A 21,563-nucleotide genomic window follows, 5' to 3' on the forward strand; every position below is an offset into this window, starting at 1 on the left:
GGGCGGCTCCGGGCCGCTGAGCTGCCCGGCGCAGCACTACGGCCACTCCGGCCCGGTCGGCCTCCGCCGCGCGCCGGGCTCGTCGCCCACCGGGCCAATCCCTCTTCCGCGTCCGCGACCTCGTGAGCGGCACGGTCCGCGGCGTGCCGCCGTCGGACGAGGCACGCGCGGGTCAGCGCCGGCAACCCGGTCCGGCGGATCGGGAGTCACCGCAACGGGCACGTCCTCCTGGTCGCCGGGACCCGCTCCGGCTCACCGGGGCAACGGTCAGCCGGAGGAGTCGATCTTGTCGGCCAGCGACTTGAACTCGGTCCAGCTCAGTTCCGGCTCACCCGGGTCCCACAGCTTCTGGGAGACCGCGTTGAGCGGCATCCGGATGCCCTCGGCCACCTGTGCCTGGGTCTGCGCGTTCGGCAGGTCGCCCCAGACGGCGAAGCGCCCGCCGAGGATCTGCTTCGAGTAGCGCTCGGGGACCGGCTCGGTGCCACGCAGCACGAACGGGGTCCACTGCTCGTAGATCCGCTCCCCGGTCGGGTAGGTGAAGTCGTTGGGCTCGCCGAGCACGTAGTAGAGGAACTCGTCGTTGAGGTTGATCACCTTGCGGCCCTCGGCCAGGTACTCCTGGGGCGGCCGGGCGCCGATCTCCTTGCCCGTCCAGTACTCGACCTCGATGCCCTTGTGCGCGGTGACCTGGCCGCCGCTGAAGAAGCCGTCGTTCCACGCCTTGGGGGTCTTCTCCGCCTTCCGGATCACCGCGGCGCGGTCGTTCAGCCAGCCCTCCGACAGGTCCTCGATGGTGGCGTCGTCGCCGTACTTCTCGCGGGCTGCGGAGGCCAGCTGCGGAAACGAGGCCGCCGGGTCGCTCACGGTGAGCGCCTGGTACTCGTCCGCGCCCACGTGGAACCACTTGCCGGGGAAGAGTTCGGCGTACTCGCCGAGCAGATCGTCGACGATCTTCGCGGACTCCGCCTTCGAGATGTCGACCGCGCCCTGCCGCGCCACGCCCTGCGTGTCGCGCAGCTGGAGGTCGGGATGGGCCTTCAGCACGGCGCCCAGGTGTCCCGGGGAGTCGATCTCGCCGACGACCGTGATGTGCAGGCTCCGGGCGAGCTTCAGGATCCGGCGGACCTCCGCCTTGGTGAGGTGCTGCTCGGACACCACCTCGGGATGGGTGTCGGACTCGATCCGGAAGGCCTGGTCGTCGGAGAAGTGCAGACCCAGCTGGTTGAGCTTGAGGTCGGCCATCTCACGGAGCCTGTCCTCGATCCACTCCACGCTGTAGAACTTGCGGGCGATGTCGAGGTTGAACCCGCGCTGCGGCCGGTCCGGGGTGTCGCGTACGACGCCCTCGGGCATGGTGCCGTCCGCGGCGAGCGACTGCTTGAGCGTCCGGGTCCCGTAGAAGACGCCGGCCTCGCCCGGGCCGCTGATCGTGACCCGGTTCCCCGTGGTCCTCAGGGTGTAGGACTCCTGACCGCCCTTGTCCGAGTCCGCCATCGCCAGCTGGACGTCGCCGGACCGCGGTGACGTCTCACCCCGGTAGTCGATCCCGAGTTCCTTCGCGAGCAGCTTCGCCTCGTCGGCGAGCTCCGGGTCCGCCGCGACGACCCCGCTGTCCTCGCCCGGCTTCCAGCCCGGTCCGCGCGCCGGGGTGTGTTCGCGCACCGCGGGTATGGTCCGCGGGTCCGAGGAGAGCGGGTAGCTCCGGGAGGGTGAGGGTGCGGCGGTCGCGCGGGAGGCCGACGCGCCGTTCCCGGTGTCGGGTCCGGAGCAGGCGACGGTGAGGGTGACCGCCGCGGCCACCAGGGCCGAGCCTGCCATCAGAGGCGCACGTGAGGACGACATCGGTCAGAAACCTCCGGATCGGGGGTGAAACAGTTCAGAGAAGATGGGAAAGTCGGGCAATTCCCCCGCCGAATTCGTCCAGCAACCGTTCCGAAATCCTCTCGTCCGGGTGAACTTCTCGCATCCGTCGACTGCTGGACGCCGGGTCTCGTTACCGTGGCGGCACGGAGGAAACGTCCTCCTCAGCCGCACAGGCAACCTCGCCGCTCCCAGACCCCTCTCCAGGGGCACAGAAGTCATTCGTCCGAGGAGTCCCGCTGTCCAGGTCCAGCGAATCCCGTGCCGGCCTGCCGAAACCGCAGCAGGTCGGCCCGACGACCGTTCCCGTCCAGAACCGGAGCACCGCCCCGGCCCTCCGGGAGGCCCTCGCGGAGGGCCCCGTTCCGGAACCAGTCTCCGTGAGGACCGGCCCCGGTGCCCACTCGAACGGCCTCGGCGCCTTCAACGGCTGGCCGCGGGAGGCGGCGGAGGCCGCCCTCCTGGAGTGCTGCGGCAGCGTGCGCTGGGCGCAGCGGATGGCGGCACACCGCCCCTTTCCCGACCTGGAGACCCTGCTCGCGGCCGCCGACGAGGCGGGGTACGACCTCGGGCACGCCGATCTCTCCGAGGCTCTCGCCGCGGAGAGTGCGCCCTGCCTTCACCACGACGCGCCCCGCGCCGCCCACCTCGCGCTTCGCGCCGCGCACGCCGCGTACGAGAGCCGTTTCGGTCACGCCTTCGTGATCTGCCTGGACGGCCTGCGCCCCTCGCAGCACGTGGACCAGGTGCTGGCCGCCATCCGCACCCGGCTGGCGCACGAGCCGGACGAGGAGCGTTCACTGACCGCGGAGGAGATGCGACGCCTCGCCCGCGGCCGCATCGTCGACCTGGTCGCCCGGGCGGGCCGGGTCGCCGGGCAGCGCCGCTCTGCGGCATATGACCCCCGGTAGCCCGTCCGTGCCTGTTTGACTGCCGCTTTGATCACACCGCAGGCCCCGCCGCGATGGAACCGACAAAGCGTCGCTACGATGGCCAGGGCCGGTGGACCGTACCCGGCCGGGTCAGACCGACAGTCAAGCCGGCCGACCCCAATCCCCGCTCCCGGAGGGTTCTTCCGTGCCGGCTGGAACGCTGTACCGCGGCCGGGAAGGCATGTGGTCCTGGGTGGCTCATCGAGTCACCGGTGTCCTCATTTTCTTCTTCCTGTTCGTACACGTCCTGGACACCGCTCTCGTGCGTGTCTCCCCCGAGGCGTACGACGACGTCGTGGCCACCTACAAGACCCCGATCGTCGCTCTGCTCGAGTACGGCCTGGTGGCCGCGATCCTCTTCCACGCGCTGAACGGTCTCCGTATCGTCGCCGTGGACTTCTGGGCCAAGGGCGCGCGCTATCAGAAGCAGATGCTGTGGACCGTCCTCGGCATCTGGATCGTGCTGATGGCCGGGGCGCTGTACCCCGTCCTCGGCCACGCCGTACGTGAAGTCTTCGGGAGCTGAGGCCAATGTCCACCGAGACTCCTTCGTCGTCGGCCATCGGTGACGTCGAGGCCGTGAGCCTCTTCGACGCCGACAACCCGGCGCCCGTCATCGAGCCCCCGCGTCAGCGCACGGCCAAGACCCCCAAGGGCTCGCGCACCAACTTCGAGATGTACGCCTGGCTCTTCATGCGCCTGTCGGGCATCGTGCTGGTCGTCCTGGTCATCGGCCACCTGCTCATCCAGCTGGTGCTCGACGGCGGCGTGTCCAAGATCGGCTTCGCCTTCGTCGCCGGCCGCTGGGCCTCGCCGTTCTGGCAGGTCTGGGACCTGGCGATGCTGTGGCTGGCCATGCTCCACGGCGCCAACGGCCTCCGTACGGTCATCAACGACTACGCCGAACGGGACAACACCCGCTTCTGGCTGAAGATGCTCCTGTACACCGCCACGGTGTTCACCGTCCTGCTGGGCACGCTGGTGATCTTCACCTTCGACCCGAACATCCGCTAGGCGCCGGGACAGAGGGACCAGAGGAAACCATGCAGATCCACAAGTACGACACCGTCATCGTCGGCGCCGGCGGCGCCGGCATGCGCGCGGCCATCGAGTCGACCAAGCGCAGCCGCACCGCCGTGCTGACGAAGCTCTACCCCACCCGCTCCCACACGGGCGCCGCGCAGGGCGGCATGGCCGCCGCGCTGGCCAACGTGGAGGAGGACAACTGGGAGTGGCACACCTTCGACACGATCAAGGGCGGCGACTACCTGGTCGACCAGGACGCCGCCGAGATCCTCGCGAAGGAGGCCATCGACGCCGTCCTCGACCTCGAGAAGATGGGCCTGCCGTTCGGCCGCACGCCCGAGGGCAAGATCGACCAGCGCCGTTTCGGCGGTCACTCCCGCAACCACGGTGAGGCCCCCGTGCGCCGCGCCTGCTACTCGGGCGACCGCACCGGCCACATGATCCTCCAGACGCTGTACCAGAACTGCGTCAAGGAGGGCGTGGAGTTCTTCAACGAGTTCTACGTCCTGGACCAGCTGGTCGTCGAGGTGGACGGCGTCAAGAAGTCCGCAGGCGTCGTCGCCTACGAGCTGGCCACCGGCGAGATCCACGTCTTCCAGGCGAAGTCGGTCATCTACGCCTCGGGCGGCACCGGCAAGTTCTTCAAGGTGACGTCGAACGCGCACACCCTGACCGGTGACGGCCAGGCCGCCTGCTACCGCCGGGGCCTGCCGCTGGAGGACATGGAGTTCTTCCAGTTCCACCCGACGGGCATCTGGCGCATGGGCATCCTGCTGACGGAGGGCGCCCGCGGTGAGGGCGGCATCCTCCGCAACAAGGACGGCGAGCGCTTCATGGAGAAGTACGCGCCGGTCATGAAGGACCTCGCGTCCCGTGACGTCGTGTCCCGCTCCATCTACACGGAGATCCGTGAGGGCCGCGGCTGCGGTCCCGAGGGCGACCACGTCTACCTCGACCTCACGCACCTCCCGCCGGAGCAGCTGGACGCCAAGCTCCCGGACATCACGGAGTTCGCGCGTACGTACCTCGGCATCGAGCCCTACACGGACCCGATCCCGATCCAGCCGACCGCGCACTACGCCATGGGCGGCATCCCGACCAACGTCGAGGGCGAGGTGCTGGCCGACAACACCACCGTCGTCCCGGGCCTGTACGCCGCCGGCGAGGTCGCCTGTGTCTCCGTGCACGGCGCCAACCGCCTGGGCACCAACTCGCTGCTCGACATCAACGTCTTCGGACGCCGCTCGGGCATCGCCGCCGCCGAGTATGCCGCGAAGCACGACTTCGTCGAGCTTCCCGAGAACCCGGCCCAGCTGGTCCAGGACCAGGTCGAGCGGCTCCGCAACTCGACCGGCACCGAGCGCGTCGCCGCGCTGCGCCTGGAGCTGCAGGAGTGCATGGACGCCAACGTGATGGTGTTCCGCACCGAGCAGACCATCAAGACGGCGGTCGAGAAGATCGCCGAGCTGCGGGGCCGCTACCTCAACGTGTCCATCCAGGACAAGGGCAAGCGGTTCAACACCGACCTGCTGGAGGCCATCGAGCTGGGCAACCTGCTCGACCTGGCCGAGGTCATGGCGACCTCCGCGCTGGCCCGCAAGGAGTCCCGCGGCGGTCACTACCGCGAGGACTACCCCAACCGCGACGACGTCAACTTCATGCGCCACACCATGGCGTACCGCGAGGTCGCGGACGACGGCACCGAGTCGATCCGGCTCGACTACAAGCCGGTCGTCACGACCCGCTACCAGCCGATGGAGCGTAAGTACTGATGGCTACCCCGACCCTGGACAAGACCGGCGAGGCCGAGGCGGGCTTCGCCGACACCCCGTACATCACGGCGACGTTCCGGATCCGCCGCTTCAACCCCGAGGTCTCCGACGAGGTCCAGTGGCAGGACTTCCAGATCTCGATCGACCCGAAGGAGCGTGTGCTCGACGCCCTTCACAAGATCAAGTGGGAGCTGGACGGCACCCTGACGTTCCGCCGTTCCTGCGCGCACGGCATCTGCGGCTCCGACGCGATGCGGATCAACGGCAAGAACAGGCTCGCCTGCAAGACGCTGATCAAGGACATCAACCCGGAGAAGCCGATCACGGTCGAGGCCATCAAGGGCCTCACGGTCCTCAAGGACCTCGTGGTCGACATGGACCCGTTCTTCCAGGCCTACCGCGATGTCATGCCCTTCCTCGTCACTAAGGGGAACGAGCCGACCCGCGAGCGCCTGCAGTCCCCCGAGGACCGCGAGCGCTTCGACGACACCACCAAGTGCATCCTGTGCGCCGCGTGCACGTCCTCGTGCCCGGTGTTCTGGAACGACGGCCAGTACTTCGGCCCGGCGGCGATCGTCAACGCGCACCGCTTCATCTTCGACTCGCGTGACGAGGCCGGTGAGCAGCGCCTGGAGATCCTCAACGACCGTGACGGTGTGTGGCGTTGCCGCACGACGTTCAACTGCACGGACGCCTGCCCCCGTGGCATCGAGGTCACCAAGGCGATCCAGGAAGTGAAGCGGGCCCTGATCACCCGCCGCTTCTGACGCACGCGTCGCCCAGGAGGCCCCGCTTTCCGCACGGTCCGTTGCGGAAAGCGGGGCCTCCTGCTGCGTGCGTGGGGGCAGGAACGGTACGGTCGTGCGGAGCCATCGACCGGCTCGGCTCTCCCGGCCCGGACACGGCCCGGGAGCAGATGGCTCGATGAACGGGGGCGCTGTGAGCGATCCGAATCCGTACGCGGACGACTCGTACAAGTGGGGCCCGCCCCAGCCGCAGGGCAACCCGCCCACGATGCCGGACGGACAGGGCTACGGCTATCCGGGCGCGACGCCCGCCTACGGCTATCCCCAGCCGCTGCCCGAGTCCGCGGCCACGCCCGGTCCCGGCTACGGCTACCCGGGGCCGGCCGGACAGCCGACCCAGCCGGGCTTCAACCTGCCGGCTCCGCACGGCGGCACGCCGATGCTCGCACTCGGCGACATCACCGTGATGAACGACGGCATCGTCACCCCGTCGGGCACCCTGCCGCTCAAGGGCGCGGTGTGGACCGCGACCGACATGTCGCGGACCGAGGAGAAGATCCCGACCGTGGGCATCGTGCTGGCGATCGTCTTCGCGCTGTTCTGCCTGATCGGTCTGCTCTTCCTCCTGATGAAGGAGAAGCGCACCACCGGCTTCGTGCAGGTCACCGTCACGAGCGGCGGCCGGCACCACCAGACGATGATCCCGGCCACGGGTCCCGAGACCTTCCAGTGGGTCATGGCGCAGGTCAACACCGCGCGTTCGATGAGCGCCTGACCCGAGGGGTGCCACGCCCGCGCCCCGCGCCCCGCGGTCGTCGTGGCGGCCGCGGACCGTGCGCGGGCGGAACCCCGTACGCCCGCGCTCCGGCCCCGTCCCGGTCCTCCGTACGCGTCCGCTCCGGCGTGGACGGGGCCGCCGCCAGGTGGGGGCCGGGGCACTCGCCGGTGCCGGTCCGGCCCCGACGCGCCGCGGGCGGTCCTCCGAGGAGCCATGGGCTCGCCCGGGCCGCACGCGGCACCCCGTTAACCTGGTCGGCGTGCCGAAGGACGAGAAGACGGCGAAGGCGCCGAAGAGCGAGCAAACCCGCGCACTGATCCTGGAGACCGCGCTCCGGCTCTTCGAGGAGCGCGGGTACGACCGGACGACGATGCGGGCGATCGCCCAGGAGGCCGGCGTCTCCGTCGGGAACGCCTACTACTACTTCTCGTCGAAGGAGCACCTGGTCCAGGGCTTCTACGACCGTCTCGCCGCCGAGCACGAGGCCGCGGTCCAGCCCGTGCTCGCCGGGGACGTGGACCTCGGCGTACGCATGCGGGGGGTACTGCTGACCTGGCTGGACGTCGCGTGGCCGTACCACCGCTTCGCCGCGCAGTTCTTCAAGAACGCCGCGGACCCGGACAGTCCGCTCTCCCCCTTCTCCGAGGACTCGGCGGCGGCCCGCGAGGCGGTCGTCTCGGTGCACGAACGCTGCCTGTCGGGCTCCTCGGCCAAGGCCGACCCGGAACTGGCCGCCCTGCTCCCACAGCTGATGTGGCTGATGCACATGGGGCTGGTGCTCTTCTGGGTCTACGACCGGTCGCAGGACACCGAGCGCAGCCGACGGCTCGTCGAGCGCACCGCCCCGATCGCCGCCCGCGCCATCGCCCTGTCCCGCTTCCGGGTGCTGCGACCGCTCGTGCGGCAGATCCACGACGTACTGGTGGAGTTCATGCCGGGAGCGCCGCCTTCCGGCGCCCGGCCGCCCCGCGCGCGGGACGGCGGGGCGAGCTGACGGTGCGGGGCCGCCGGACGGTGGCTCAGGCCTGCGGGGAGGCCAGCTCGACCACGGTGATGTCGGAGGGCGCGCCGACCCGCACCGGCGGCCCCCAGGCGCCCGCGCCCCGCGAGACGTACAGCTGGGTGTCGCCGTAGCGTTCCAGCCCTGCGACGGTCGGGTTGGCCAGCTCCGCCACCAGGTTCCCCGGCCAGAGCTGCCCTCCGTGGGTGTGCCCGGAGAGCTGGAGTCCGACCCCGTACTCGACTGCGTCGTCGATGACGACGGGCTGGTGGGCGAGGAGGACCGAGGCGCGGGAGCGGTCCCGGTCGCCGAGCGCGCGGGCGAAGTCGGGCCCCTGCCCCTCGCTCTCGCCCGCCACGTCGTTCACCCCGGCGAGGTCGAAGCCCGCGATCTCGACACGGGCGTTCTCCAGTGGGTGCAGCCCCAGCTCACGCACGTGGTCGACCCACTGCGCCGCGCCCGAGAAGTACTCGTGGTTCCCGGTGACGAAGTAACTCCCGTGCCGGGCCCGCAGCCGCGCGAGCGGCTCGGCCGCGGAACCGAGGTCGGCGACGGAACCGTCCACCAGGTCCCCGACCACGGCCACCAGATCGGGGTCGGTCGCGTTGATGGTGTCGACGATGCGCCGGGTGTGGGCGCGCCCCAGGATCGGGCCGAGGTGGATGTCGCTGACCACGGCGATCCGGAAGCGGTGGGCGGAGCGCGGCAGTCCGGCGAGCGGGACGGTTACCCGCTTGACGCGCGGGCCGCGGAGGACCCCGTAGGTGCCGTAGCCGACGGTGCCGAGCCCGGCGAGCGCCGCCGCCCCTCCGACGGCTCGGGCGACGAACAGCCGGCGCGACCGCTCGGTGAGGGACTGGGCGGGGGTACCGGGGGCCGGCACATCATCCGTACGGGTGAGGGCGGCACCGGCCGCGGGCGTTCCCGCGGCGGTGGTGCCCGTGGCCTGCCCGGCGCGCCCGCCGGACGTGGCGTCCGCCGCGGCAGAGGTGCGTGTGGCATCCCCCTCCGCCCGGGTGCGCTCCGCGGGAGTGGCGTCCTCCTCGGCGGGGCCGGGGTGGGCGGCCGTGGTCCGTGCGGCGTCCTCGCCGGGGCCGGGGTGGGCGGCCGTGGTCCGGCGGGCGAGCGCTCTGAGCAGCAGGGGGCGGACGGCCTCTCCGGCGAGCAGGGCGAGTGTCAGGTAGAGCAGGGCCGCCAGCCACAGGTAGCCCGGCCAGGCGAGCACCTGCTGCACCGGGAAGGGAACCCCCGCGCGGGAGGACACGAAGGCCCCCAGGGTCAGCAGCGGCAGCAGGAAGGCGGCGACGGTACCGGCACGGCGAGCGAGCCCGCCCTTGCGCGTCGTGTCGCCGATCAGCCGTCGCCAGAGGTACCGGTGGACGCCCGCGAGCAGCGCGAGCACCACGATCAGCACGAGCACGAAGACCACGATCACGTACGCTCCCCCGCCGTCACGAACCCTCCCGTACGCTCCTGCGCCCCGGCCCGGTCAGTCCTCCGCGCGACGCAGGGCCCTGACCCCGCGGAACCCGATGACCCCCACGGCCGTCCCCAGGAGAAACGAGGTGACGGCGAGCAGGAGATGGACCCAGAAGTAGGCGGTCGGGTCTCCCGCGTCGTCGAACGCGAGCCCGCTGCCGTCCTTCCAGAGATTCTTGACGAAGGTGACCCAGATGACCCAGCTCCACGCTCCGAAGACGAGCAGGAACCAGGAGACGGGGCGGCTGAGCTTCATGGCATCAGTATCTCCGCCGCGTCCGCGCGCCCTCGTCCGGGGTGGGCTGTCCCGGCGGTCTGCACGGCGGGTCAGCCCATCCGGGTCCCCATCCTCAGCAAGGCCATGTACGTTTCCGACCGTGCCTGCTCTGAAAAAGACCGTATTGACGGTCCTCTCTGCCGCATTGCTGTCCGTAAGTGCCATCAGTCCCGCAGGGGCGGCAGACAAGGACAAGACCGACGAACCGAAGCCGACCGGTCCCATGTCGACCGTGGGCGGCGACCGGCTGGGGAACGTGGGGACCCAGGTACAGCTGGGCCCCGGGGCCCCGGTCCTCCCGAAGGACCTCAGCGCCCGCTCGTGGATCGTCGCGGACGCGGAGGACGGGCAGGTGCTCGCGTCCCACAACGCCCACTGGCGGCTGGCGCCCGCCTCCACCCTCAAGATGCTGTTCGCCGACACCGTCCTGCCCACCCTGCAGCCGAAGACGATGACCCACCTGGTCACCGAGGAGGAACTGGCAGGCGTCGGCGCGGGCAGCAGCCTGGTGGGGCTGAAGGAGGACCACACCTACACGGTCCACGACCTCTGGCTCGGCGTGTTCCTGCGCTCCGGCAACGACGCGGTGCACGTGCTGTCGGAGATGTACGGCGGTGTCCCCGAGACGGTCGGCGCGATGCAGCAGCACGCCGAGGAGCTCCAGGCCCTGGACACGACCGTGGTCTCGCCCGACGGCTACGACGCCCCGCACCAGGTCTCCAGCGCGTACGACCTGACGCTGTTCGCCCGGAGCGGGATGCAGAAGGCCGACTTCCGTGAGTACGCGGCGACGGCCACGGCGGAGTTCCCCGGTGAGCAGAAGAAGGGGAAGAAGCGGGAGAGCTTCGAGATCCAGAACACCAACCGGCTGATCACCGGGGACACCGGGGTGGACCCCTACCCGGGGATCGCCGGGGTGAAGAACGGCTACACGACCCAGGCGGGCAACACGTTCACCGGCATCGCCGAACGCGACGGCAAGGTCCTGCTGGTGACGGTCATGCACCCCACGTCGGAGGAGAGCCACGCGGTCTACAAGGAAGCGGCCCACCTGCTCGACTGGGGCTTCGAGGCCGAGGGGAAGGTGACCCCGGTGGGTGAACTGGTCCCGCCGAGGTCCGCCGTGAAGCCCAAGGACTCCCCGCCTGCGGCCGCCGGTGCGGACAAGGACGAGAAGAAGCACGCGGCGGCGGCCGCGGCCGCCGGACCGGCGGGCACCAACGGCGTCTGGACGGCCCTCTCGATCGCGGGCGGACTGCTGGTGGTCCTGGCGGGCGGGGTGTTCCTGGTCAACCGGCGCTGGCCCCTGCCGGACCTGGCGCGCCGCCTTCCCCGTCGCTGACCTCGCGGCGCCGGCGTGCCACACCGCTCTCCGTCGCACCGCCCTCCTCGCCCGGCTCCTCGCCCGGCTCCTCGTCCTTGCTCGGTGTCGCCGTCCAGGCGGCGCAGACGAGCAGCAGCTTGGCGCTGAAGTTGATCCACAGGAGGAGGGCGATCGGGACGCCGAACGCGCCGTACATGCTCTTCGAGGCGACGTCCCGCATGTAGCTGCCGAGAAGCAGCTTGAGCAGTTCGAAACCGACCGCGCCGACCATCCCCGCCACGATCAGGCGGCGGCGCGGCGGTTCCACGCCCGGCAGCAGGGTCAGCAGGTAGAGCAGGATCAGGAAGTCGGCGAAGATCGCCACGACCACGGCGGCCACCTGTAGCAGCACCCCGCCGGCACCGTTCTCGGGGATGCCCAGCCGGTCCACCGTCCAGCCGATGGCCGTGGAGGCCACCGTGGACACGGCGAGGGTCGCCAGCGCCGCGCCGCCCAGGCCGAGCAGCAGCCCCGCGTCCTTGACCTTGCGCAGGACGGGGTTGCCCTCGTCCACGTCGTCCTTCTCCCAGACCGCGCGCAGGCAGTCCCGCATCGAACCGATCCAGCCGATGCCGGTGAACAGCAGCAGCGCACCGGCGACCACCCCGACCGTGCCCGCGTGGGCCACGAGGTTGTCGATGCCCAGCTGGTCCGAGATTCCGGGCACCTGGTCGGCGAGCTTGTCCTCGATCTTGTCGAGCTGCTCGGTGGAGAGCAGCGCGGCCCCGACCGCGGCACCGACCGCGATCAGCGGAAAGAGGGCGAGAAAGCTGAGAAAGGTGATCGCCGCGGCGAGCCTCGCCCAGTGGACCCGTTGCAGCGTCTCGAAGGAGCGCCATGCGTGCGTCTCCATCAGCCGTGCGACGAGCGGCCCGATGACGGGGAGTTTCTTCAGCCAGTCCATGACGTACGCGTACCGTTCCTCTTCGGTGAGCAGGCGTGGGTCTTGTACCCATTCCTGGTCGCCGCGGGCGCCCCGAACGGTGCTGGATGTCCCGGACCTCCCGCGTACGGCACCTCCGGCGGCGGGAACCGTGTCCGCGGTCCGGTAGTGCGGGGGCCGGGATGCCCGAGGTGCGGGCCCGGCCCGGACGGCCGGCAACCCTGCGCATCGGTCCGGTGCGCCCGGGCGGCGGTCGCCCCCAGCGCCCGGCCGGCAACCCCTGGGGCGCGCGGCCCGATCCCGATGATCCGCCCGGAGTGACGGGTGGTCACCGGCCCACGCCGCAGATCACCGTCCGCTCACCCCTACGCACCCGGCCCGCGCACCGCCGCCCGGCAGCAGCTCACGCTCCCTCCTGGCACGGGACCGGGGTCGGCGCGCTTCGGAACGCCGGTCACCCGTTCCGGTGAGCCTTGTAACAAATGCCGCATATAGGTTTCCGTGGGCGATACCGTCACGATCATGTCCGCCGACACGGTGTCCATGACCGGATGGGGCCGCACCGCCCCGACGACCGCCCTGCGGCCCGCTCCCGGCGCGCGCCCGGCGCACGGCACCCGCCCCCCGTCCCGGCGGGCCGCTTCCGCCGGGTGGGGCCTGGTCCGGGTCGGCCCCTTCCCGGCTCGTCGTGCTCCGGGCGTGTGACCTCCCGGGAGCCGACGGCCATGTGGCGGTGGATGTGCCCCCGGGCAGGCCGGCACTGGCGCCTGCCGGTCCGTGGGGCGTCGTCCGCGCCCCGCGGGCCGGCCCACCGCCCGCCCCGGTCAGCCCCGTGTGCAGCTCCCCGCCCTCCCGGCCGGCCCCTGTCGGCATGCCGCCGCACCCCCACGCCCCGCCCATCCCGCTAGGAGTTATCCCGTGAAGGACGCCTTCGGTGCCCCGCAGTCCCTGCTCGTCCTCGGCGGCACCTCGGAGATCGGGCTCGCCACCGCGCGACGGCTGATCGCCCGCCGCACCAGAAGCGTGCTGCTGGCCGGACGGCCGTCCCCCGCCCTGGAACGCGCCGCCGAGGGCCTGCGCGAACTGGGCGCCGGCGTCCGTACCGTGGCCTTCGACGCGCTCGACCCGTCCTCCCACGAGGAGGTCCTGGGGAAGCTGTTCACCGACGGCGACATCGACATGGTGCTACTGGCGTTCGGCGTCCTCGGCGACCAGGCCCGGGACGAGGAGGAGCCGCTGTCCGCGGTCCGGGTGGCACAGACCAACTACACCGGGGCGGTCTCCGCGGGCCTGGTGTGCGCCGGCGCGCTCCAGGCGCAGGGCCATGGATCGCTGGTGGTGCTCTCCTCGGTCGCGGGGGAACGTGCCCGGCGGGACGACTTCATCTACGGATCGAGCAAGGCGGGCCTGGACGTCTTCGCCCAGGGGCTCGGGGACGCGCTGCACGGCACGGGGGTGCATGTGATGGTCGTCCGTCCGGGCTTCGTACGGTCACGGATGACGGCCGGCCGTGAGGAGGCGCCGTTCGCGACGACGCCCGGCGCGGTGGCGGACGCCATCGTGACCGGGCTGCGACGGCGGTCGGAGACGGTATGGGTGCCCGGAGCGCTCAGGGTGGTCATGGCGGCCCTCAGGCACGTCCCGCGCCCGCTCTTCCGGCGGCTGCCGGTGCGGTAGCGGCGGCCTGCACTGGCGCGGCTTCCGGGCCGACCAGGTGACGTCATGGGGCAGGGAGCCCGCCTGCGCGGGCGCGGCTTCCGGCGGGACCTCCGCCCGGTTCCGGACGGCCACACGGTCACACGGGGCGTCGTGACGCGGCCAGGGACGGGTCCCTCACGGGGGTGCGGTGGCCGTTCGCTCCGGGGGTCACCTCCACCCGCACCGAGGCCGTGGCGGGTGCGTGGGGGGCCGGGTCAGGGGCGCAGGGAGGGCCGGCTCATGGAGCTGCCCCCCTGGGCCGGGACGGCGGGCGCGCCGCCACCGCCCCCGAAGGGGAACTCGTTGATCTTGCGCCAGACGGCGTCCGGGCCCTGTTCGTACAGTGCGAAGGAACCGCAGGTCCAGGCCGCCTCGTACGAGGAGAGCTCCTCGTACGCGCGGTCCATGGCCTCCTCCGGGATGCCGTGCGCCACGGTGACGTGGGGGTGGTACGGGAACTGCAGTTCACGCACCAGGGGCCCGGACGCCTCCCTCATGCGCTTCTGGAGCCAGGAGCAGGCCGACGCGCCCTCGACGACCTGGACGTAGACCACCGGCGAGAGCGGACGGAAGGTGCCCGTGCCGGAGAGACGCATCCGGAAGGAGCGCCCGGCCGTGGCGATCTGGGACAGATGGGTCTCGATCGCCGGGACGTCCGCCGATTCGGCCTCCGTCGGCGGGACGAGGGTGACGTGGGTGGGGATGCCGTACGCGGCGGAGTCCCCGAAGCTCGCGCGCCGCTCCTGGAGCAGGCTGCCGTACGGCTCCGGGACCGCGATCGAAACGCCAAGCGTTACGGTCCCCACATCGGTCTCCTCAAATCGTCGAAGGTCGTTCCTCGGTCGTGCCGACGCCAGTGTGGCCCCTCCGCCCGTAGTCCCGCCAGGGTCCTTGGACTCAGTGCTTCGCAGGCAGAAGGCCCATCCGGTCGTAGGTCTGCGCCAGTGTCTCGGCGGCCACGGTCCTGGCCTTCTCCGCCCCCTTGGCCAGCAGGGCGTCCAGCGTCTCCGGGTCGTCCAGATATTCCTGGGTCCGGGTCCGGAACGGGGTGACGAACTCCACCATGACCTCGGCGAGGTCCGTCTTGAGCGCGCCGTACCCCTTGCCCTCGTACTTCTGTTCGAGATCTGTGACGGCGGTGCCGGTGAGGGTCGAGTAGATGCTCAGCAGGTTGCTGACGCCGGGCTTCTTCTCCGCGTCGTAGCGGATCACGGTGTCCGTGTCCGTCACCGCGCTCCTGACCTTCTTGGCCGTGGCCTTCGGATCGTCGAGGAGGTTGATGAGGCCCTTCGGCGTGGAGGCCGACTTGCTCATCTTGACCGCGGGGTCCTGCAGATCGAAGATCTTCGCCGTCTCCTTGAGGATGTACGGCGCCGGGATGGTGAACGTCTCGCCGAAGCGGCCGTTGAAACGCTCCGCGAGGTCGCGGGTGAGCTCGATGTGCTGGCGCTGGTCCTCGCCGACCGGCACCTGGTTGGCCTGGTACAGCAGGATGTCGGCGACCTGGAGGACCGGGTAGGTGAAGAGCCCGACCGTCGCCCTGTCGGCGCCCTGCTTGGCGGACTTGTCCTTGAACTGCGTCATGCGGGAGGCCTCACCGAACCCGGTGAGGCAGTTCATGATCCAGCCGAGCTGGGCGTGCTCGGGGACGTGACTCTGGACGAAGAGGGTGCAGCGTTCCGGGTCGAGCCCGGCCGCCAGCAACTGGGCCGCGGCGAGCCGGGTGTTGGCCCGGAGCTCCTTCGGGTCCTGCGGCACGGTGATCGCGTGCAGGTCCACCACCATGTAGAAGGCGTCGTGGGACTCCTGCAGCGCCACCCACTGGCGCACCGCACCGAGATAGTTGCCGAGGTGGAACGAGCCTGCGGTGGGCTGGATTCCGGAGAGCACACGGGGTCGATCAGAGGCCATGAAGTCATTGTCTCAGGTGCGGAACCGATCTCCGGCAACCGGTGTAGGAAAGATGTGAGGACACGGGAAGCAGTTCGCAGGACGAGCACGGAGGCGCTCCGCACCTTCGCCGACAGGGGCGGGGGCGGTGCCCGGGAGCCCGCCGGGCAACCCGCCGGTGGGCGTACCGACAGCGAGGCCTCGGTGATCGCCCGGGTGCGAGCCGGAGACACGGAGGCGTACGCACAGCTCGTGCGCGCGCACACCGGCGTCGCCCTGAGGGCGGCGGTCGCCTTCGGGGCGGGTGCGGACGCGGAGGACGTGGTGCAGGCCGCCTTCTTCAAGGCCTACCGCGCGCTGGGCGGGTTCAGGGACGGCGAGCCCTTCCGGCCCTGGCTGTTGCGCATCGTGATGAACGAGACGAGGAACGCGGTCCGCTCAGCGGGCCGTGCCCGTGCCGCCGCCGGGCGGGAGGCCTTCTGCCTGGGCCCGCATCCGGTGATACCGGATGCGGTGGACCCGGCCGAGGCCACCCTCGCGCAGGAGCGAAGGGCTCTCCTGGTCGCCGCGCTGGGCGAGCTGAGCGAGGAGCAGCGCCAGGTGGTGACCTGCCGCTACCTCCTGGAGATGGGCGAGGCGGAGACGGCCCGGGCACTCGGCTGGCCGCGGGGGACGGTCAAGTCCAGGCTGAACCGAGCGCTCAGGAAGCTGGAGGGGCGGCTCGACGGGCAGCTGGCCCCGGAGCGGAAGGACCGGCGACACGCCCCGGAGCGGCGGGAGGATCCGCAGGACCCGGTCGGTGGGACCGGGAAGGACGAACCGGCCGGGCGGGGAAGGGAGTGCGGGCGATGAGCGAGTTCGAGGACCACTGCGCCACTGCGGGGGCCGGGCAGCCGGCGGACGGGCGGCGGTCATGGCTGCGGGCGGAGCTCATGGCGCTGGGCGGCGGCATGGAGGTGCCCGGTACCGACGGAGCGACGATGGCCGAGCGGGTCCTGGCGCAGATCCTCGCGGAGCCGACGCCGGAGCCGCGCGGGGAGCCGGGAACCACGGCGGCGGAGGACGCCCGCGCGGTGCGGGTTCCCGGCACCGCGGTGCCGGGCGGGGGCGCGCCGCGCGGCGAAGGTTTCCGTGCCGTGAATCCGACCGACGATACAAAGTGGGCACACCCCCGCCCGCTCCGCACGACGAACGGAGATCCCGTGTCGACCACGGAAACCGCCATCGCCTCCGCAGAGGCGCACAGCGCGCACAACTACCACCCGTTGCCCGTCGTCGTCGCCACGGCGGACGGCGCCTGGATGACCGACGTCGAGGGGCGTCGCTACCTCGACATGCTCGCCGGCTACTCGGCGCTCAACTTCGGACACGGCAACCGGCGCCTGATCGACGCGGCCAAGGCACAACTCGAACGAGTGACACTGACCTCCCGGGCCTTCCACCACGACCGGTTCGCCGAGTTCTGCGGCCGACTGGCCGAGCTGTGCGGCATGGAGATGGTCCTGCCCATGAACACCGGCGCCGAGGCGGTGGAGACGGCGGTGAAGACGGCCCGTAAGTGGGGCTATCGCGTCAAGGGCGTCCCGGACGGCATGGCGAAGATCATCGTGGCGGCGGACAACTTCCACGGGCGCACGACGACGATCGTCAGCTTCTCCACGGACCCGGAGGCGCGGGCCGACCACGGTCCGTACACGCCGGGTTTCGAGATCGTGCCCTACGGGGACCTCACCGCCCTCGCGGAGGCGATGACGGAGAACACCGTCGCGGTGCTCGTGGAGCCGATCCAGGGCGAGGCCGGGGTCCTGGTCCCGCCGCCCGGATACCTCGCCGGGGTGCGGGAGATGACCCGCGAACGGAACGTCCTGTTCATCGCGGACGAGGTCCAGTCCGGTCTCGGCCGTACGGGCCGGACCTTCGCGTGCGAGCACGAGGGGGTCGTGCCCGACATGTATGTGCTGGGCAAGGCGCTGGGCGGTGGGGTGGTGCCCGTGTCCGCCGTCGTGTCCTCGGCCGCCGTGCTCGGCGTCCACAGGCCGGGCGAGCACGGGTCGACGTTCGGCGGCAATCCGCTGGCCTGCGCGGTCGCACTGGAGGTGATCGCGATGCTTCGGACCGGGGAGTTCCAGCAGCGGGCGGCGGAGCTGGGAGACCACCTCCACCATGAGCTGGGGCTGCTGGTCGGCGGCGGTGCCGTGGAAGCCGTGCGGGGCCGGGGCCTGTGGGCCGGGGTCGACATCTCCCCGGCGCTCGGGACCGGGCGGGAGATCTCCGAGAAGCTGATGGACCGGGGAGTACTGGTCAAGGACACCCACGGCTCCACCATCCGGATCGCCCCGCCACTGGTGATCAGCAAGGAGGACCTGGACTGGGGGCTGGAACACCTCCGGGGTGTCCTGGCCGGCTGAAGCCGGGCACGGCATGACACGGCGGGACCTCCACGACCCCCGGGGGACCGTCCTGCCGTCACGGGGGCGCCGGTCCTGCCGTCACGGGGGCGCCGGTCGTGGCCGCGGGGGTGCCGTTCGTGGCCGCGGGGGTGCCGTTCGTGGCCGCGGGGCCCCCGGGCAGCCGGTCCGCGGACCGGCTGCCCCGCCGGGACGGCGGCCTGGCGGGTCGGCCGTTGCGCCTGGACGGCGACGCGGACGCTCAGAGGATGACGTGCGGCAGGAAGCGGGCGTACTCGTCCGTGATCAGCCCCGCAGATTCCCGGATGCCGAGCCCGGCGGACTCGTCCTCGACGACCCAGGCACCGAGCACCACCCGGTTGCCGTCGAAGTCCGGCAGGGGCGCCAGCTCCTGGTAGCAGCAGGGTTCGTCGCGCGTCTCCGGGTCACTGCCCGGCTCGTGGACCGTGACTCCGGCGCCCTCACGGCCGAGCAGCGGCTTGGCGACGTAACCGGGGCCTCCGGGACCGGCAAGTTCACGGGGACCGTCGAGGTAGGCGGGAAGGAGGTTGGGATGCCCGGGGTACAGCTCCCAGAGGATGGCGAGCAGCGCCTTGTTGGAGAGGAGCATCTTCCAGGCGGGCTCGATCCAGCAGGTGCTGCCCGTGCCACCGCCGTTGTCGAGCGTGTCCAGGACATGTGGCCCGAAGCGGTCGGTGGCCAGCCATTCCCAGGGATACAGCTTGAAGCAGCTACGGATGAAGCGGAGCTTCTCGTCGACGAAACGCCCGGACAGCCTGTCCCAGCCGATCCGCTCGACGGAGAGCGCCTCCGTGTCGATCCCCGCCTGTGCGGCGGTCTCCCGCAGATAGGCCACCGTCATCAGGTCCTCGCCCAGCTCGTCCCCGTCCGAGTGGGCGAAGTGCAGGGGGCCCGGCGGCAGCAGGGGGGCCTGGCGCCTCCATGCCTCGACGAGACGTTCGTGGAGCGAGTTCCACTGGTCGGCCCCGGGGAAGCGGTCCTCCATCCAGAACCACTGCGGGCTGGCGGCCTCCACCAGCGACGTGGGGGTGTCCGCGTTGTACTCCAGCATCTTGGCGGGCCCGTTCCCGTCGTACCGCAGATCGAACCTGCCGTACAGGGAGGGGAGTTCGGTGCGGCGGCGCCAGGATTCGGCGACCAGGCGGGCCAGCCGGGCGTCCGTGATGCCGAGGTCGGCGAAGCGGTCGTGCTCCACGATGTGGGCGGCAGCCGCCAGGCACATCGTGTGGAGTTCCTCGACGACCTCCTCCAGTGCCTCGACCTCGGGCAGGGAGAAGACGTAGTAGGCGCTCTCGTCCCAGTACGGACGCAGAGATCCGTCCGGGTAGCGGGTCAGGGGGTAGATCAGCCCCTGCTCCTCGACCGTCTCCTGCCATCCGGGGCGAGGCTGAGTGGTGCGGCGCTCCACGGGGCGTCAGCCGCCGCTGGAGCCGGAGGAACCGAATCCATGGCGCTCGACGGCGGACTTGTCGTAACTTCCGCCCGAGACGCGGTTCTTGTGACTGCTTCCGCCGTAGTAGTAGCGGCCGGTGCCGTTGCTGTCCTCGCACTCGTAGCTCGGCAGGATCTCGTGGGTCACCGGATCCACACACCTCCGGTCCGGCTCCGAGCTGCACGCGGTGAGCGTCGCCGCGAGCACTCCCATGCCGCCGAGCACGACCGTGCTCGACCTCAGCCTGCGCCTGTCCATGTTCTCTTCTCCCCCGTCGTGCTCTTGAACCCGTGTCCGCCCAGTCGCGAACCGCACGTCAGATTAGATGCACGGCACCGTCGGCTGAAAGCCGGTGTCCACGATCCGCAGCACACATACCGGCATGCCCTGCTCCGCGGGCCTCCGATCGCCTGGCCGGGACTCCCCGATTCGGGAACCGTCCGACGGCCGGACCTCCACGCCGGGGCCCGGCCCTCGATGGCGGTCGGCGCTGGGAACAGCCGGTCCCGGGAGGCGGCGGGCTCACGCAGCGGGCTCAGGCGACGGGCTCAGGCAGCGGGTACGGGAGCGGGCTTACGGAAGCACGCGGCAGAGGGCTTCCAGCGCGCCCGCCCAGCCGCTCTCCGAAGGAGTTCCGTAGCCGACGACCAGTCCGTCGGGAACCCGCTCCGCACCGGGGTGGCGGAAGCGGCTGAGCCTCTCCAGCGCCAAGCCCTGCCAGGTGGCCGCCTGGACGACGGACTGCTCGGTGCCCTCGGGCAGTTCGACCACGGCGTGCAGACCCGCGGCGATCCCGCTCACCCTGACGTCGGGCGCCCGCTCGGCGAGCTCCGCGACGAGCTGGTCCCGACGACGCCGGTAACGCAGTCGCATCGCGCGCACATGCCGGTCGTACGCCCCAGATGCCATGAACTCGGCCAGGGTCAGCTGGTCCGGCACCGCCGACATCCAGTCGAATCCGCCCTTCGCGTCGCAGACCTCCGCCACGAGCTCTTCCGGCAGCACCATCCAGGCGAGCCGGAGCCCGGGCGCCAGCGACTTGCTGGCCGTCCCCATGTAGACGACCCGTTCCGGGTCGAGCCCCTGGAGGGCGCCCACCGGCTGGCGGTCGTAGCGGAACTCGCCGTCGTAGTCGTCCTCCAGGATCAGACCGCCCGAGGAACGCGCCCAGTCCACCGCGGCCGCCCGCCGGTCGGGGTGGAGCGGAACCCCGGTGGGGAACTGGTGTGCCGGGGTCAGCAGCACCGCCCCCACGCCCGGTGTGCCCTCCAGGGCGCCCGTCCTTGCCCCGAGCCGGTCCACCGGGATGCACGGCGTGCCGAGACCTTCTTCGGCCAGGAGGTTCCAGTGGATGTCCAGCCCGTAGGACTCGACGGCCGTCCCGAGCACCGCGTGCCGCCGCAGGACCTTCCCCATGAGCGTGAGCCCGTGGACGAACCCGGAGCAGACCACGATGCGTTCCGGATCGGTGTAGACCCCGCGCGCCCGCGCCAGGTAGTCCGCGAGCGCCGTCCGCAGCTCGACACGGCCCCGCGGGTCGTCGTACCCGAAGGCCGCGTCGGGCGCGGCCGCGAGGGCCCGCCTGGCGGCCTTGAGCCACTCCGCGCGGGGGAACGCCGAGAGGTCGGGGGAGCCCGGCATCAAGTTGTGGGCCGGCCGACGCCGTACCGGCCTGGGCCTCGGGCCCCGGCTGACGGCTCCGGGAGCCGCGGCCCGCTCCGCCACCCTCGTGCCGGAACCCTGCCGCGCGGTGAGCCAGCCCTCCGCCACGAGTTCGGCGTAGGCGTCGGCAACGGTGTTGCGCGCGATCCCGAGATCCGCGGCAAGGGTCCGGGAGGAGGGCAGCCGGGTGCCCGGCGTCAGCCGCCCGGTGCGGACCGCCTCCCGCAGCGCGTGCATCAGCCCGCTGCGAAGCCCCGCACCGACCGGTTCGATGTGGAGGTCGGCACCGAAAGCGGCCCATGAATCAGTCATGGAAATGGACCATACCGGTGC

Annotated in this window: 21 protein-coding genes; 12 read left to right on the top strand and 9 right to left on the bottom strand. The window is 71.3% G+C overall.

Annotated features, from left to right (window positions below; all coding sequences use genetic code 11):
• Window positions 1–267: 267 nt before the first annotated feature.
• On the bottom strand, window positions 268–1,845 hold the full coding sequence (locus ACFXOA_RS05640) for a family 20 glycosylhydrolase (RefSeq protein WP_385022945.1): 1,578 nt from the start codon (window positions 1,843–1,845) through the stop codon (window positions 268–270).
• 398 nt (window positions 1,846–2,243) lie between these two features.
• Here ACFXOA_RS05640 and ACFXOA_RS05645 point away from each other — a divergent pair, with 398 nt between their 5' ends.
• The 7 genes from ACFXOA_RS05645 (at window position 2,244) to ACFXOA_RS05675 (ending at window position 8,111) form a co-directional block, all read left to right on the top strand.
• A complete protein-coding gene (locus ACFXOA_RS05645) occupies window positions 2,244–2,774 on the top strand; it encodes a 2-oxo-4-hydroxy-4-carboxy-5-ureidoimidazoline decarboxylase (RefSeq protein ID WP_385022947.1) in 531 nt (176 codons plus the stop codon).
• 166 nt (window positions 2,775–2,940) lie between these two features.
• Window positions 2,941–3,321, top strand: a complete 381-nt coding sequence (sdhC, locus tag ACFXOA_RS05650) for a succinate dehydrogenase, cytochrome b556 subunit (protein WP_385022949.1) — start codon at window positions 2,941–2,943, stop codon at window positions 3,319–3,321.
• A 5-nt stretch (window positions 3,322–3,326) separates the two neighbouring features.
• The gene (locus tag ACFXOA_RS05655) at window positions 3,327–3,809 is read left to right on the top strand and encodes a succinate dehydrogenase hydrophobic membrane anchor subunit (protein WP_385022951.1); all 483 of its coding nucleotides are present in this window, start codon (window positions 3,327–3,329) and stop codon (window positions 3,807–3,809) included.
• A gap of 29 nt (window positions 3,810–3,838) precedes the next feature.
• Window positions 3,839–5,593 (top strand): succinate dehydrogenase flavoprotein subunit, encoded by a 1,755-nt coding sequence (sdhA, locus tag ACFXOA_RS05660; protein WP_385022953.1) that lies wholly within the window; start codon window positions 3,839–3,841, stop codon window positions 5,591–5,593.
• Window positions 5,593–6,360, top strand: coding sequence for a succinate dehydrogenase iron-sulfur subunit (locus ACFXOA_RS05665; protein ID WP_385022955.1), 768 nt, complete (start codon window positions 5,593–5,595; stop codon window positions 6,358–6,360). The genes sdhA and ACFXOA_RS05665 overlap by 1 nt, the downstream gene beginning before the upstream one ends.
• 172 nt (window positions 6,361–6,532) lie before the next feature.
• Window positions 6,533–7,114: a hypothetical protein gene (locus tag ACFXOA_RS05670; protein ID WP_385022957.1), complete on the top strand. Its 582-nt coding sequence runs from the start codon at window positions 6,533–6,535 to the stop codon at window positions 7,112–7,114.
• Between the two features lie 262 nt (window positions 7,115–7,376).
• A complete protein-coding gene (locus ACFXOA_RS05675) occupies window positions 7,377–8,111 on the top strand; it encodes a TetR family transcriptional regulator (protein ID WP_385022959.1) in 735 nt (244 codons plus the stop codon).
• Window positions 8,112–8,136: 25 nt separating this feature from the next.
• On the opposite strand, the gene ACFXOA_RS05680 is transcribed toward ACFXOA_RS05675, so the two are convergent.
• A complete protein-coding gene (locus ACFXOA_RS05680) occupies window positions 8,137–9,546 on the bottom strand; it encodes a metallophosphoesterase (protein ID WP_385023142.1) in 1,410 nt (469 codons plus the stop codon).
• A 60-nt stretch (window positions 9,547–9,606) separates the two neighbouring features.
• Entirely contained in the window at window positions 9,607–9,852 is a 246-nt protein-coding gene (locus tag ACFXOA_RS05685; RefSeq protein WP_365519061.1) for an SCO4848 family membrane protein, read from the bottom strand.
• Between the two features lie 121 nt (window positions 9,853–9,973).
• Here ACFXOA_RS05685 and ACFXOA_RS05690 point away from each other — a divergent pair, with 121 nt between their 5' ends.
• Complete coding sequence (locus ACFXOA_RS05690) at window positions 9,974–11,215, top strand: D-alanyl-D-alanine carboxypeptidase family protein (protein ID WP_385022961.1); 1,242 nt, start codon at window positions 9,974–9,976, stop codon at window positions 11,213–11,215.
• On the opposite strand, the gene ACFXOA_RS05695 is transcribed toward ACFXOA_RS05690, so the two are convergent.
• Window positions 11,163–12,140, bottom strand: coding sequence for a YihY/virulence factor BrkB family protein (locus tag ACFXOA_RS05695; RefSeq protein WP_385022963.1), 978 nt, complete (start codon window positions 12,138–12,140; stop codon window positions 11,163–11,165). The two genes, ACFXOA_RS05690 and ACFXOA_RS05695, sit on opposite strands and share 53 nt — an antisense overlap.
• Window positions 12,141–12,641: 501 nt before the next feature.
• On the opposite strand from ACFXOA_RS05695, the gene ACFXOA_RS05700 reads away from it, so the two are divergent.
• Together ACFXOA_RS05700 and ACFXOA_RS05705 are read left to right on the top strand one after the other, a co-directional pair.
• Window positions 12,642–12,824 carry a hypothetical protein gene (locus tag ACFXOA_RS05700; protein ID WP_385023154.1) on the top strand — a complete coding sequence of 61 codons (183 nt, stop codon included), beginning with the start codon at window positions 12,642–12,644 and terminating at the stop codon, window positions 12,822–12,824.
• A 213-nt stretch (window positions 12,825–13,037) separates the two neighbouring features.
• Window positions 13,038–13,796: a decaprenylphospho-beta-D-erythro-pentofuranosid-2-ulose 2-reductase gene (locus tag ACFXOA_RS05705; RefSeq protein WP_385022965.1), complete on the top strand. Its 759-nt coding sequence runs from the start codon at window positions 13,038–13,040 to the stop codon at window positions 13,794–13,796.
• A gap of 236 nt (window positions 13,797–14,032) precedes the next feature.
• Here ACFXOA_RS05705 and ACFXOA_RS05710 read toward each other — a convergent pair whose 3' ends face one another.
• Both ACFXOA_RS05710 and trpS read right to left on the bottom strand, forming a co-directional pair.
• Window positions 14,033–14,623, bottom strand: a complete 591-nt coding sequence (locus ACFXOA_RS05710; protein ID WP_385022967.1) for a 2'-5' RNA ligase family protein — start codon at window positions 14,621–14,623, stop codon at window positions 14,033–14,035.
• Window positions 14,624–14,714: 91 nt separating this feature from the next.
• Complete coding sequence (gene trpS / locus ACFXOA_RS05715; RefSeq protein WP_385022969.1) at window positions 14,715–15,728, bottom strand: tryptophan--tRNA ligase; 1,014 nt, start codon at window positions 15,726–15,728, stop codon at window positions 14,715–14,717.
• Between the two features lie 54 nt (window positions 15,729–15,782).
• Here trpS and ACFXOA_RS05720 point away from each other — a divergent pair, with 54 nt between their 5' ends.
• Complete coding sequence (locus ACFXOA_RS05720; RefSeq protein WP_385022971.1) at window positions 15,783–16,559, top strand: RNA polymerase sigma factor; 777 nt, start codon at window positions 15,783–15,785, stop codon at window positions 16,557–16,559.
• 350 nt (window positions 16,560–16,909) lie between these two features.
• Window positions 16,910–18,115, top strand: coding sequence for an ornithine--oxo-acid transaminase (gene rocD / locus ACFXOA_RS05725; protein WP_385023144.1), 1,206 nt, complete (start codon window positions 16,910–16,912; stop codon window positions 18,113–18,115).
• Window positions 18,116–18,356: 241 nt separating this feature from the next.
• Here the strand turns inward: rocD and ACFXOA_RS05730 are convergent, their stop codons facing one another.
• The 3 genes from ACFXOA_RS05730 to ACFXOA_RS05740 all read right to left on the bottom strand — a co-directional run bounded on the left by ACFXOA_RS05730 (window position 18,357) and on the right by ACFXOA_RS05740 (window position 21,542).
• The gene (locus ACFXOA_RS05730; protein ID WP_385022973.1) at window positions 18,357–19,544 is read right to left on the bottom strand and encodes a glutathionylspermidine synthase family protein; all 1,188 of its coding nucleotides are present in this window, start codon (window positions 19,542–19,544) and stop codon (window positions 18,357–18,359) included.
• A 6-nt stretch (window positions 19,545–19,550) separates the two neighbouring features.
• Window positions 19,551–19,826: a hypothetical protein gene (locus ACFXOA_RS05735; RefSeq protein ID WP_385022975.1), complete on the bottom strand. Its 276-nt coding sequence runs from the start codon at window positions 19,824–19,826 to the stop codon at window positions 19,551–19,553.
• A 315-nt stretch (window positions 19,827–20,141) separates the two neighbouring features.
• The gene (locus ACFXOA_RS05740) at window positions 20,142–21,542 is read right to left on the bottom strand and encodes a PLP-dependent aminotransferase family protein (RefSeq protein WP_385022977.1); all 1,401 of its coding nucleotides are present in this window, start codon (window positions 21,540–21,542) and stop codon (window positions 20,142–20,144) included.
• Window positions 21,543–21,563: the final 21 nt, after the last annotated feature.

Origin of the sequence: Streptomyces sp. NPDC059166, from assembly GCF_042755185.1 — a bacterium.
Lineage (GTDB): Bacteria > Actinomycetota > Actinomycetes > Streptomycetales > Streptomycetaceae > Streptomyces.